Consider the following 12,776-nt stretch of genomic DNA (forward strand, 5'->3'; position numbering starts at 1 on the left):
TTATCAGGAAGCTAACGCAAAAGTCGGCAAACCGACGCACGCTTGAACCCGCTTTTTGAGCGGTTTTACAGCCTTGGCGGCGCCACCGAATCGCGCGCCACCAGAGGGCATTCCATCTTGATGATGGCCTTGGAGGACGGGTTCGCGCGGCATTGCGCGATGAGGGAATCGGCCGCCCAGCGGCCCATTTCGTAGTTTGGTAACAACACTGTGGTCAGCGGCGGGTGCGTGTAACGCGCAATATCCTGGTCGTCATACCCGATCACGGACAGGTCGCGCGGCACCGACAGCTTGCGTTCGCGGGCCGCGTCCAGTGCGCCGATCGCCATCAGGTCGTTGGCGCAGAACAAGGCGGTCGGCCGCTGCGGCAGGTCCAGCAGGGACAGCGCGTGCTCGTACCCGGCCGCGACCTGCCAGTCGCCGGCGCGCACGAGGACGGGATCGAACGGGATGTCGGCCGTCGACAGCGCCTGGCGATACCCCTTCAGGCGCTCTGCCGCCGCCTCGATCCAGTGCTCGCCGTTGATGAAGCCAATGCGGCTGTGTCCGTTCTCGATCAGGTGCATGGTCGCCGTATAGCCGCCCAGCAGCTCGCTCGGCACGACGGACGCGCGCCCGCGGTCGTGCGTGTGACAGTTCAGGAGCACGGCCGGCGTGGCGTCCAGCGCCGCCGGCACCGTCACGGCGCGGGTAAAAATCGTGGAATAGATGACGCCCAGCAGCGCCGGATGATCCAGCATGCGCGCGAACACGGCCGCTTCCAGCTCGGGATCCCCGCGCGTGGCGAACACGGCGACGAGGCAATCCTGCTCCCAGGCCGCCTCCTTGGCCCCGTCGATGGTCTGCATCGCGTGCGGGCTCGTCGTCAGTTCGTCGGTCAGGTAGACGATCAGGTTGCGGGTCTGGGCCGCGGCCGGGTGCGCGTGCCGCTCGACGGGGTAGCCGAGCTCGCGCGCGATCCGCAGCACGGTCTCGCGCGTGACCTTCGACACCTTCGCCCCACTCATGTGGTTGATGACCAGCGACACCGTCGACTGCGACACGCCGGCCAGCTTGGCGATGTCGGTCATCGTGGGACGGCGGGGCCTGGTCATGTCAAAGGTGTCGGCAAGGGATCATCGGTTGCACAACATTATCACTAATTATTAGTCCGTTGTAGTTGATTTAAACTTATGCACATTTGTGCAAATGCACATAATTGCTTATAATTTAGCTTGAACGCCGCCGCGCGCCGCGAGCGCTCCGCCTCGATCGGCGATATCCATTGCCGGCGCCAGCCATGACAGTCCGGGATTGCCCGGACCGCTCAGCAAGCACGATCCCTTCCCGTCGCCCATCCCGGCAGCCTGCCGGCGACATCTGCCTGGCATGCCGGGTAGCATTACGATACCTGCGCGGCCGCACAACGCTCAAGAAAGGTGAACAATATGACAAACCCATTGCCGGGCCAACGCCGATGGATCCAGGTCAATCCGCCCGTGTTTTTCGTGTCGGCGGCGCTGGTCCTCGCCTTTTCCGCCATGTCGGCATTGTTTCCGAAACGCGTCGGCAGCCTGTTCGATACGCTCCAGGCCGGCATCGTGCGCGATTTCGGCTGGTTCTACATCCTGTCCGTCGCGTTCTTCCTGATCTTCGTGATCTTCCTGATGATGAGCCGCTATGGCGACGTCAAGCTCGGGCCGGACGACAGCGAGCCGGAATACAGCTACCTGTCCTGGCTCGCCATGCTGTTCAGCGCCGGCATGGGGATCGGCCTGCTGTTCTTCGGTGTCGCCGAGCCCATCCAGCACTATGCGTTGCCGCCCGTCGGAGCAGGACGCACGATCGACTCGGCGCGCCAGGCGATGGTGCTGACCTTCTTCCACTGGGGACTGCACGCCTGGGCGATCTACATCGTCGTCGGGCTGGCGCTCGCGTATTTCTCCTTCCGACGGGGCCTGCCGCTCACGCTCAGGTCGAGCCTCTTTCCCCTGATCGGCAACCGCATCCACGGCCCCGCCGGCCATGCCATCGACATCTTCGCCGTGCTCGGCACGATGTTCGGCGTGGCGACCTCGCTGGGGTTCGGCGTGCTGCAGGTGAACGCGGGCTTCGCGCACCTGTTCGGGCTGCCGGTCAATCCACAGGTGCAGATCGTGCTCATCGCGGTGATCACCGGCATGGCGGCGCTGTCCGCGGGGACGGGCCTGGACAAAGGTGTGAAACGGCTGTCGGAGCTCAACATCATCCTCGCGATCGCGCTGCTGCTGTTCGTTCTCGCCACGGGTTCGACGGTGTTCCTGCTCGAGGCGTATGTCCAGAACATCGGTACCTACCTGGGCGAAGTCGTGCAGCGCACCTTCCGCATGTATGCCTACGAGCCGAATGCCTGGCTCGGCAAGTGGACGTTGTTCTACTGGGGCTGGTGGATCTCCTGGTCGCCGTTCGTCGGCATGTTCATCGCGCGGATCTCGCGCGGGCGCACGATCCGCGAGTTCGTCGGCGGAGTGCTGCTGGTGCCGGTACTCTTCACGTTCCTGTGGATGACCGTCTTCGGCAATACCGCGATCCGGCTCGACCTGGGCGGCGCGGCGCCGATCGTGCAGACTGTCGCCGACAATCTTCCGGTGGCCCTGTTCGAAGTGCTGGAGCAACTGCCCCTGTCGATGATCGCGTCCGGCCTCGCCACCGTCCTCGTGATTACCTTCTTCGTGACGTCCGCCGATTCGGGCGCGCTGGTCGTCGACATGATCACCTCCGGCGGCGCGCCGAATCCCCCGGTCTGGCAACGCATTTTCTGGGCCGTGTGCGCGGGCCTGATGGCTGCCGTGCTGCTGCTGGCGGGCGGCTTGCAGGCGCTCCAGACGGCTGCCCTCGCCAGTGCATTGCCGTTCGCCGTGGTGATGCTGCTCATGTGCTACGGCCTGCTGCGCGCCCTGCAGTCGGAATCGGAAGGGTCGGCGATCGACCTGTCGATTGCCGCCGAGACGCCGCCGGACGTCGGCCTCAGCTGGCAGCAGCGCCTGGCCAGCATCACCAGCTTCTACGACCTGCCCGAGATCGCGGCGTTTCTCGGCGGGCCCGGACGCGCGGCGCTCGACGCGGTCGGGGCGGAGATGCGGGACAGCGGACTGGCGCCGGCACTGACCGAGACCGACCGCCGGATCGACCTGGACGTGCCCCACGGCGACCGCGGCACGTTCCGCTACACGATCCGCGTGCGCAGCTTCCGCGCGCCGAGTTTCGCGTGGGCCGAGCACGAGGGGACGAACAGCGACACGCGCCACTACCGCGCCATGGCCTACAGTTCCGAGGGCGACCAGCAGCACGACGTCACCGGCTATACGCGCGAACAGTTGATCAACGACCTCCTGAATCGCTATGCACGGTTCCGACATGCACGGAGGATGCACTGATCAGTTGCGGGCCGCCCCCCTGCTCCGACAATTCGTCCAGCGGATTGCGCAGCCGGCACGCCTCGATCGACAGGCAGCCGCAGCCGATGCAATCGTCGAGCTGGTCGCGCAGCCGGGTGAGCTGGTCGATGCGCTCATCGAGCTCGCGCCGCCACAGGCTGGACAGCCGCGTCCAGTCGGCCTTGGTCGGCGTGCGCTCTTCCGGCAGCGACGCCAGCGCCGCGCTGATGGACGCGAGCGGAATGCCGATGCGCTGCGCGACCTTGATGACGGCCACGCGCCGCAGCACGTCGCGCCCGTAGCGCCGCTGGCCCCCGCTGCTGCGCACGCTGCGGATCAGCCCTTTCGATTCATAGAAATGGAGGGCCGACACGGCCACGTCGGCGCGCCGCGCGACCTCTCCCACCGTCAATGGCCGCCCGATGTCGGCCGGGTCTATCTTTGCCATCAAAATCCTCTTGACCTCAAGTTTAGTTGAGGTTTTACACTGCTTTGCATCGACACGCAACCACGAGGAGAACCGCATGAACGATCGCACGAATGCCGCCGCCATGAACAAGGCCCTGGTCCGGGCGCTGTACGAAGAATGCATCAACGGCCGCGACCTGGACCGGCTCGAATCGCTGATCGCCCCCGATTTCGTCGGCGCGCGCGGCGAACGGGGGCCGCGCGAATTCCGCGCGACCATCGAAGCCGTGCTGACGGGCTTTCCGGGCGTGCGTTTCGAGCTGCACGACGTGTTCGGCGAGGACGACAGGGTCGCCGTGCGCTGGACGTTCCGGGGCGTGCATGGCGGGCGCTTCGTCGGCATCAAGCCGAGTCTTGCGGAGGTCACGCAGGAAGGCAATGTGATCTACCACCTCCGCGACGGGCTGATCGTGCGGGCGTGGCTGCAGGCGGACCGGCTGGGGGTGCTGCAGCAGATTGGCGTGGTGCCGAAATCGTTCGTCGAAGCAAGCGGGCAGCGGCCGATCTAGTTGAAAGATGATTCGTCGTCCCCGCGCAGGCGGGGACCCACTTCATGTGCGGCGCGCGACGCGTACAAATTGGGCCCCTGCCGCCGCAGGGGCGACGTGCTCGTGTTACGGACTACGATGCCGCCGCGACCTGCTCCCGCAGCGCCGGCAACGCCGCCCCGCTCTCGTCGAACAGCCACGCCCGCGCCGGATCGAACCGCAGCCTGACCGCAGTGCCCGGCGCCGGCAGCGGCACGTCCGGTGCACACTTGGCCGCCACCATGCCGTCGACGCCGTCGACCTGCACGTATGCGAGCGTCACGTCACCGAGGTATTCGACGAGCGACAGCCGGCCCGGGATGCCGGCCTCGCCGCCGGTCTCCAGCCGCAGGTGCTCCGGACGCACGCCCAGGGTCAGCGCGGCGCCGCCCTGCGCCTGGCTCGCATCCGCCGCCACCTGCGCCATGCCGCCGCCCGGCACGCGCACCGTCGCGAGGCCGCCCGTGTGCCCCGCCAGCGTGGCGGGAAACGCGTTCATGCGGGGCGAGCCGAGGAAGCCCGCGACGAACAGGTTCGCCGGCCGCTCGTACAGTTCCAGCGGCGTGCCCACCTGTTCGATGCGGCCGCCGTTGAACACGACGATCTTCTGGCCGAGGGTCATCGCCTCGACCTGGTCGTGCGTCACATAGATCATCGTCGCCTTCAGGTCCTTGTGCAGGCGCGCGAGTTCCACGCGGGTCTGGGCGCGCAGCGCGGCGTCCAGGTTGGACAGCGGTTCGTCGAACAGGAAGACCTCCGGCTTGCGCACGATGGCGCGGCCGATCGCGACCCGTTGCCGCTGGCCGCCCGACAGCGCCTTCGGCTTGCGGTCCAGCAGGTGGGCGATCTGCAGGATCTCCGCCGCGTGCCGCACGCGCTGGCCGATCTCCGCCTTCGGCACCTTCGCGAGCTTCAACGCAAACCCCATGTTCTCGGCGACCGTCATGTGCGGGTACAGCGCATAGCTCTGGAACACCATCGCGATGCCGCGCCGGGCCGGTTCCACCGTGTTGCTGACGACGCCCCCGAGCTCCAGCGTGCCGTCCGTGATGTCTTCCAGCCCCGCGATCATCCTCAGGAGAGTCGACTTGCCGCAGCCGGACGGCCCCACGAAGACGACGAACTGGCCGTCCTCGATGTCCAGGTCGACGCCCTTGATGACGGGATTGTCGCCATATGTCTTGCGGATGCCGCGCAGCCTTACCGATGCCATGGAATCTATCCTTTCAATCCGCTCGCTGCCAGGAAGCCCTGCGTCACGCGGCGCTGGAACAGTACGTACGCCAATGCCACCGGCAAGGCGCCGAGCAACGCGGCCGCCATCAGCTGGGCGTAGCGCACGCCGAACGCGTCGTACGTCTGCGTGAGGCCCAGCGGGATCGTCATCATGTCGTTCGACGTGACGATGATGAACGGCCACAGGAAGTTGTTCCACGCCGCGATGAACGTCACGATCGCCATCGCCCACACGATATTGCCAGAGATGGGCAGGTACACGCTCCACAGTACGCGCAACGGGCCGGCGCCGTCCATCACGGCGGCCTCGCGGAAATCCGCGGGAATCGCGTCGAAGAACTGCTTGAACACATAGATCACGACCGGCGACACGACCTGCGGCAGCACGATGCCCGCGTACGAATTGATGAGACCCAGTTGGTGCATCGTGCGGAACAGCGGCACGAGGAGCGCCTCGAACGGCAGCAGGAAGCCCAGCATGGCGATGCCGAACACGATGCCGCGGCCCCGGAAACGCAACTGGGAGAACGCGTAGGCGGCCATCAGGCTGATGGCCATCGTCACGACCGTCACCAGCAGCGCGACGAGGAAACTGTTGAACAGCCAGCGCACGACGTTGCCGGCGCCGAGGGTCTTGCGGTAGGCGTCCAGCGTCCAGTCCTGCGGCAGCCAGTGGAAGTTCGCCGACACGGTTTCCAGTTCCGGCCGCAGCGACGTGGACAGGGCCCACAGCAGCGGGAACGCCCACATCGCGGCGAGCACGATGGCGCAGGCGGCGCCGGCGATGGTCCAGAACGAGGCCTTCATGCGTCCCTCCCCGCCAGAAACTTGACGAGCCACGCCTGCAGCAGCGACAGCGCGATCACGATCGCCACGAACGCCATCGCGACCGCGGCCGCGTACCCGGCGTCGCTCTGCGTGAACGCCGTCTCGTACATGTAGTGCAGCGCGACGCGCGTCGTGTTGAACGGCCCGCCGCTCGTCAGGATGTACGTCTGGCCGAACACTTTCAGCGACGCGATCAGCTGCAGGATCAGCGCCGTCGTCGCGACGGGCCGCAGCGCGGGCCACGTGATCGCGCGGAACAGGGCAAAACCGCGGGCGCCGTCCAGCGCGGCCGCCTCGTACAGTTCGGCGGGGATGTTGCGCAGGCCGGCGAGGAACAGCAGCATGTTGAAGCCGACCGTCCACCAGATCGTGCCGATGGCGACGGCAGGCAGCGCCCACGTCGGATCCGCGAGCCACGCGCGCTGGCCGCCGAGGATGTGGTTGACGACGCCGGACGAGGGCTGCAGCATCCAGTCGGCGATCAGGGTCATGACGGAGATCGGCAGCACGAACGGCAGGAAGAACGTCCCCTGCAGCCAGCCCTGCACGCGCGTGAAACGGTCGACGAGCATCGCCATCAGCAGGCCGACGGCGCACAGCGGGATTACCGTCAACAGGGAAAAGTAGAACGTGTTGCCGACCGAATCCCAGAACGACGGGTCGTTCAGCAAGGTGTGGTAGTTGTCGAGGCCCACGAAGGCGCTCGTGCGCGTCAGGCTGCTCTCCGTGAGGCTAAGCCAGAACGTCTGCAGCGCAGGCAGGAAGAAGAACAGGCCGAACGCCACGAGGAAAGGCGCCAGCAGCAGCCAGGCCGGGAGCGTGTCGCGGCGGGCCGTGGTCATGGTGAGGTCGTCGCGTCGCATGCGTGGTCCTCAATAGCGCGGCGGACGCTTGCGCACGAGGCGCGCCGCTTCCGTCTCGAACCGGTGCACGGCCTGCGCCGGCGTCAGGTAGCCGTACAGCGCGGCCGGCAGGAATTTCGACGCGATCGCTTCCAGCGGCCCGGCCGCGCCCATGTACCAGCCGTCCGGATCGTATACGACGTCGTTCGCGACCTGCGCATACAGCGCATTCGGCATCAGGCTTTTCGCAGCGGCCGATTCGGCGACGGGCTTGTACGCGGGAATGTGGCCGCCCTCCGCCCACCCCAGCGAATGCGTGCTGACATAGGCAATGAAGCGCATCACCGCCCTCACCTTTTCCGGCGACGGTTCGTGGCCCGGGTTCGCGGGCAGCGCGAACGCGTGCGAATCGGCCCAGGTGGAGGCGTTCGCGTACATCTTCGGCAGCGGCACGATCCCGTACTCGAAGCCCAGCGTACCGGCCTTCGTCGCCCGCACGAGTTCCGGCACTTCCCACACGCCGTTCAGCATGAACGCGGCGCCGCCGCCCATGAACTGGCTCGTCGACGCCGGGTAGTCGAGGCCCGACTGCGCATAGCCCTTCGTGAACCAGTCGCTGATGCGGGCCAGCGTCGCCGCGCCGGCCGGACCGTACGTGAAGCGGCCGTTGGCGATGATCGTGACGTTCTGCTGCGCGAGCATGGCCAGCCACAGGCGCCAGATCGCGTAGGAGCTCTGGCTGCTTTCCATCGTCAGGCCGCGCTGGCCCGTGCGCTCGGTGGCGGTGCGGAAGGCGTCCGTCAGCGCGTCCACGCCGACGATCGGCTTCAGCCTGCCGTCCGCATCGAGCAGGCCCGCCTTGCCCGCGAGCGTCTTGTTGTAGTAGAGGACGAACGGGTGCACGTCGAGCGGAATCGCGTACGTGGCGCCCTGGTACTGCGCCTTGGCCCACTGGCGCGGCAGGTAGTCCTGGCCGCGCAGGCCGGCCGCCGCCAGCTCGGCGGGCGCTAGCGGCCGCAGCACGCCGCCGCCGGCCAGGTTGACGATGCGCGACAGGTGGATGGTCGCGACGTCCGGCCCGGCGCCCACGACGGAGGCCGTGATCAGCTTCGTATAGAAAGGCTCACCCCATTTGAGGGTCGTGCTGACGACGCGCACGTCGCGCTGGCTGGCGTTGAAGTCGTCGACCAGCGCCCGCATGCGCGCGCCGTCGCCGCCCGAAAGCAGCGTCCACATCCTGACTTCGACCTGTGCCCGCGCGGGAGCGTCTACGCCCGCCAGCCCGAGGAACAGGGTCGCAACCAGCGCGGCGGCGCGCGGGAATCCGCGTCGCGCCACGTTGTCTCCTGATTGTGTTTCCTTCTTGTCCGTTGTGGCGCGCGGCTGAATTTACGCGACTTTACGCCGTGCGCGCGCCCCGGGACCGCCACGCCCGCGGCGTTCGAAGCCCGGAGGACCCGCGGCCGGACCTGGCTCGGTCGGCGGGATGTCCGGCGCGTCGACCTGCGGCGACTGGCGCTCTCCCGGATAGGCTAGCACTTCTGCGGTTTCTCCGACGCGCGTCCACTCGACAGGGAAGTCGGGCCCCCGCCGCGCGCGCCAGCGCTGGCTGTGGCCGAGGGGATCCAGCACCCAGTCCTGCAGGTGCGCCTGCGGTCCGCGCGTGGCCTGTGCGAGCGCCTCGATGGGCGCCTTCGGCACGCGGTCTTCCGTCAGCAGGCCGTTCTTTTCGAGGAACGTGTCCGTCAGCTGCGTGTAGCAGAAGCCGGACAGTGGCCGGCACCGGTGCACGGCCGACATCAGCTGCTGGTAACGGAGCAGCAGTTCCTTGCTGTCCTTCGCCACCGAATAGCCCCAGCCGGACTCCTCGCCGGGTTTCGACATGGCAATGCCACCGAACTCGGACAGGAACAGCGGCCGGCCCAGGCCCGTAAAACCGTCGATGACGAGGCGGCGCCGGTCCGGCTGCACGTGCTCCAGCGTGTAGGCGGCGGCGTCGCGGGTGCCGTAGCGCTCCAGCAGCACCGTCGGGTCCTGCTCGTAGTCGTGCACGCACACGAGGTCGCCGCACGGCATTTCCCAGCCGTCGTTGCCGACGACGGGCCGCGTGCCGTCCAGCGCGCGCGTCATGTGGTACAGGGCGCGCACGAAATCGACCTGGCGCCGGTCGTTCATCAGTTCCGGCACGCCCCACGATTCATTGGTCGGCACCCACGCGACGATGCACGGGTGCGAGATGTCGCGTTCGACGAGTTCCTTCCACTCCTCCATCACGCCGTGGACCGTCGCGCTGGAAAAGCCGTAGGCGGACGGCATCTCGCCCCACACGCACAGGCCCAGCACGTCGCACCAGTACAGCCAGCGCGGGTCTTCCGACTTCTGGTGCTTGCGCACGCCGTTGAAGCCGAGGCGCTTGATGAGCAGGACGTCGTGACGCAGCTGGTCGCTCGACGCGACCATCAAACTGTCCGGCCAGTAGCCCTGGTCGAGCACCATGCGCAGGAAGTAAGGGCGGCTGTTCAGCACGAAGCGGTCGCCTTCCACGCTCACCGTGCGCAGCGCCGTATAGCTTTGCACGCTGTCGATCAGGTTGCCCTCGGCCGAGCGGATCTCGATCTCGGCGTCGATCAGCTGCGGGCTCTCGGGGCTCCACATCCACAGGCCGCGCGCGTCGTCGATGCCGGGATCGGGCAGCTGGAAGATACGGGACAGGCGCGGCCCGGTCAGCAGGCAGCGGTCGGCCACGAGCAGCCGGCCGGCCAGCTTCAGCGTCACGTTGGCCATGCCGCCTTCCGGCACGTGGGCGATGTCGGCGTCCAGGCGGATCTGCCAGCGGGCGACGTCGGCCGTCCAGCGCAGCTGCGCGACGTGGGCGCGCGGCACCTTTTCGATCCAGACCGTGCGCCAGATGCCGCTCGTGCGCGGGTACCAGATCTTGTGCGGTTCCGGCTCCCAGTCCATCTTCCCGCGCGGCTTGTGCATGTCCTGCGGGTCGTCCTCGGCCTGCACGGCGATCTCGAGGATCGAGCCGTCCAGGTGGCGCGTGACGTCGAGGGAGAACGGGCTGTGGCCGCCCCGGTGCTCGACGGCGAAGCGCCCGTTGATCCAGACGCGGGCCCGGTAATTGACGGCCCCGAAGTGCAGGATCAGCCGCTCCTCCGGTCCCGGCAGCAGCGCGGGGTCGAGCGAAATCTGGCGCTTGTACCACACGCGCCGGCGGTAGCCGCGGTCGTGCACGCCGCTGGCGCGCGCTTCGGGCGGATACGGGACGATGATCGTGCGGTCGAACGGCACGTCGGCCGGATCGACGTAGAGGGTCGAGTCGTCGAACATGGCCTGCCAGGGGCCGTCGAGGCTGCGCCAGGCGGCGCGCCGCAATTGTGGGCGGGGATATTCCACGTTTGCGCTCCTTGGTTCTTCTGTACGGCCTACTCTAGGAGCCGTGACTACCGCTGGCAAGCCCTTTCACCAGCGGTTACAAAGCGATACTCACGGCGTCGCATCAACGAGACAGGCGGGACACGGTCACGCGTTCGAACACCGCGCGGTAGCCGGCGCCGCCCATCGCCACCAGGCCCAGCCGCGCCTGCGGTCCGAGGCGATGCGTCCACGTGCCGCCCCCGACCCAGGTCTTGCCATCCCGGCTCGAATACCCCGTATAACGTTCATCCCCCCCGCCCCGGTGGACATCGAGCCGCAGCCATGTCGTCGTCCCCGGCGTGCCGGCGACCGTGTTGCCATAGCGTGGATAAGCGGCCGGCACGGGAGACAGCTCCTTCGCGAACTCGACCTGGTGAAGGCCGCCGTGCGCCATCTCGACGAGCTTGACGTAGTTGTCGTCGTCGCGCATCACCACCAGGCCCGCCTGCACGGCCGTCTTGCAGCAGCCGTCCGGCACGTCCAGCTTTACGACCGCCTCGATGCGGTAGTCGCCGTCCGGCCGCGCCGCCTGCAGTACGCTGGCCGTGTTCGTGTCCACATGCAAGTCGGTCGCGGCCGTCGTCACCGTCAGTCCCTGGGGACCCGTCGACCAGGCGTCGCCCGCCGGCGGGCGCTGCCACGTCCACCGCTCGTCCAGCTTCGCGCCGGTGAAGGTGTCCGTCCACACGGAACTCGCGTTCTCCGCGGGCGCCGGCGCGAGCGTCAAGGCGCGCGGACGCGTACCGGCGACCGTGGCCGGCGCGGGCCGGGGTTCGTCGCTGGGCGCGCCGCGCGCGACGGGCCAGCCGTCGACCCAGTCGATACGGTCGAGCAGCGCGAGGCGCCGCGTCAGCTTGTCGCGCGCGCTGAAGAACGGCTCGTTCACGTCGATGCCGTGGTAGATCGTCCACCACTGCCCGCCCGCGTCGGGAAAGACCGTGTTGTGGCCCACGCCGACCCAGCGGTTACCGTTCTGGAACAGGACGGGCGTGCCGCCGGCGCGGGGTGCGGCCAGGTCCTGGCCCAGCCGGTCGACGAACGGCCCGGCCGGCGTGCGCGCCCGGCCCGCGTAGACGGCATAGCCGGTCAGCGGGCCGTTGCAGCAATCCGTCGTGGAGCCGAACAGATACCACCAGCCCCCGTGCCTGACCACCTCCGCGCCTTCGTAGCGCCACGCGGCGCCCACCTTGCGCGGCGTGCCCTCGGCCTGCAGGCCGTCGAATCGCAGCGGCTGCACGTACACGCCGCCGCCGTAGCTGCCGTAATAGATCCATTTGCGGTTGCCGTCCTCGACGACCTTCGGATCGAACGTCCACTGGAAGTCGCAGCCGGGGCCCGCGCGCCGCGGCGGCACCACCGGTTGCGCCGCCGGCACCCACGGGCCGGCCGGGCTGTCCGCCATCGCGACGCCGATGGCGCTGTCCTTGTCGCAGCCGGCTTCCGGGCTGTGCGCGTCGGCCACGTCCGTCACGGTGAAGTACAGGTAGTAGTGGCCGTTGAGGAAGGCCGGTTCCGGCGCCCACAGGCCGGACGTGGGCGCCGCCAGCCCGGCCGGGCGGTCGGCGAACGCGTCGCCCACGTAGTTCCACGTCACCAGGTCCGTCGAGCGGTAGATGGCGATCATGTGGAAGTGCCAGTCGCCCTTCTCGCCGTCCAGCGGGCGCTCGTTCTTGCTGACGGGGTCGCTCGTGCAATACAGGTACCATGCGGGCGTCTTCGCGCGCGGGTCGCGCAGCACGGCCGGGTCGGCGCAATTCTGGGCGGGTTCGCCGTTCGCCAGGTGGACGGGGAGCGGATTGCGATAGGTGGCGGCGGGCGCCGCCCATGCGGGTGCGGCGAGTACGGCTGCCAGTGCGCCGAGATACGGTAGCGATCCCATCGTCCCCTCCCTGATTTTTGCCGCAGAGCTTACCCCAAGCGGCCCGGGCGGGATGCACGGTTGGCACGCCTATCGTCGTTCATATGCCCAGCCTGTTGCCGGATTATGAACAGTTCCGTCGCATCGCGCCAACTGGAACCGCCCGGGCCAGGCATTGCGCGACACGCTCTGGTATCATGAC

Annotated in this window: 10 protein-coding genes; 2 read left to right on the top strand and 8 right to left on the bottom strand. The window is 67.9% G+C overall.

The annotated features are described in order from the left end of the window. Positions 1-65: 65 nt before the first annotated feature. The gene (locus QPK29_RS05315; protein ID WP_371770298.1) at positions 66-1,094 is read right to left on the bottom strand and encodes a LacI family DNA-binding transcriptional regulator; all 1,029 of its coding nucleotides are present in this window, start codon (positions 1,092-1,094) and stop codon (positions 66-68) included. A 333-nt stretch (positions 1,095-1,427) separates the two neighbouring features. On the opposite strand from QPK29_RS05315, the gene QPK29_RS05320 reads away from it, so the two are divergent. Next, positions 1,428-3,395 (top strand): BCCT family transporter, encoded by a 1,968-nt coding sequence (locus QPK29_RS05320; protein WP_371770297.1) that lies wholly within the window; start codon positions 1,428-1,430, stop codon positions 3,393-3,395. On the opposite strand, the gene soxR is transcribed toward QPK29_RS05320, so the two are convergent. Further along, entirely contained in the window at positions 3,340-3,843 is a 504-nt protein-coding gene (gene soxR, locus QPK29_RS05325; RefSeq protein WP_371770296.1) for a redox-sensitive transcriptional activator SoxR, read from the bottom strand. The two genes, QPK29_RS05320 and soxR, sit on opposite strands and share 56 nt — an antisense overlap. 76 nt (positions 3,844-3,919) lie before the next feature. On the opposite strand from soxR, the gene QPK29_RS05330 reads away from it, so the two are divergent. Further along, positions 3,920-4,372 (top strand): ester cyclase, encoded by a 453-nt coding sequence (locus QPK29_RS05330; RefSeq protein ID WP_371770295.1) that lies wholly within the window; start codon positions 3,920-3,922, stop codon positions 4,370-4,372. Between the two features lie 112 nt (positions 4,373-4,484). On the opposite strand, the gene QPK29_RS05335 is transcribed toward QPK29_RS05330, so the two are convergent. From QPK29_RS05335 to QPK29_RS05360, 6 genes are all read right to left on the bottom strand, one after another. Then, a complete protein-coding gene (locus tag QPK29_RS05335; protein ID WP_371770294.1) occupies positions 4,485-5,603 on the bottom strand; it encodes an ABC transporter ATP-binding protein in 1,119 nt (372 codons plus the stop codon). A 5-nt stretch (positions 5,604-5,608) separates the two neighbouring features. Beyond that, positions 5,609-6,433: a carbohydrate ABC transporter permease gene (locus QPK29_RS05340; RefSeq protein ID WP_056133024.1), complete on the bottom strand. Its 825-nt coding sequence runs from the start codon at positions 6,431-6,433 to the stop codon at positions 5,609-5,611. Then, positions 6,430-7,317 (bottom strand): carbohydrate ABC transporter permease, encoded by an 888-nt coding sequence (locus tag QPK29_RS05345; RefSeq protein WP_371770293.1) that lies wholly within the window; start codon positions 7,315-7,317, stop codon positions 6,430-6,432. The genes QPK29_RS05340 and QPK29_RS05345 overlap by 4 nt, the downstream gene beginning before the upstream one ends. Positions 7,318-7,326: 9 nt before the next feature. Further along, a complete protein-coding gene (locus tag QPK29_RS05350) occupies positions 7,327-8,634 on the bottom strand; it encodes an extracellular solute-binding protein (protein ID WP_371770292.1) in 1,308 nt (435 codons plus the stop codon). A gap of 51 nt (positions 8,635-8,685) precedes the next feature. Next, entirely contained in the window at positions 8,686-10,695 is a 2,010-nt protein-coding gene (locus tag QPK29_RS05355; protein WP_371770291.1) for a glycoside hydrolase family 2 protein, read from the bottom strand. 103 nt (positions 10,696-10,798) lie between these two features. Then, entirely contained in the window at positions 10,799-12,595 is a 1,797-nt protein-coding gene (locus QPK29_RS05360) for a family 43 glycosylhydrolase (protein ID WP_371770290.1), read from the bottom strand. Positions 12,596-12,776: the final 181 nt, after the last annotated feature.

The sequence above is a fragment of the Massilia orientalis genome (assembly GCF_030411975.2).
Taxonomy (GTDB): Bacteria; Pseudomonadota; Gammaproteobacteria; order Burkholderiales; family Burkholderiaceae_D; genus Telluria; species Telluria orientalis.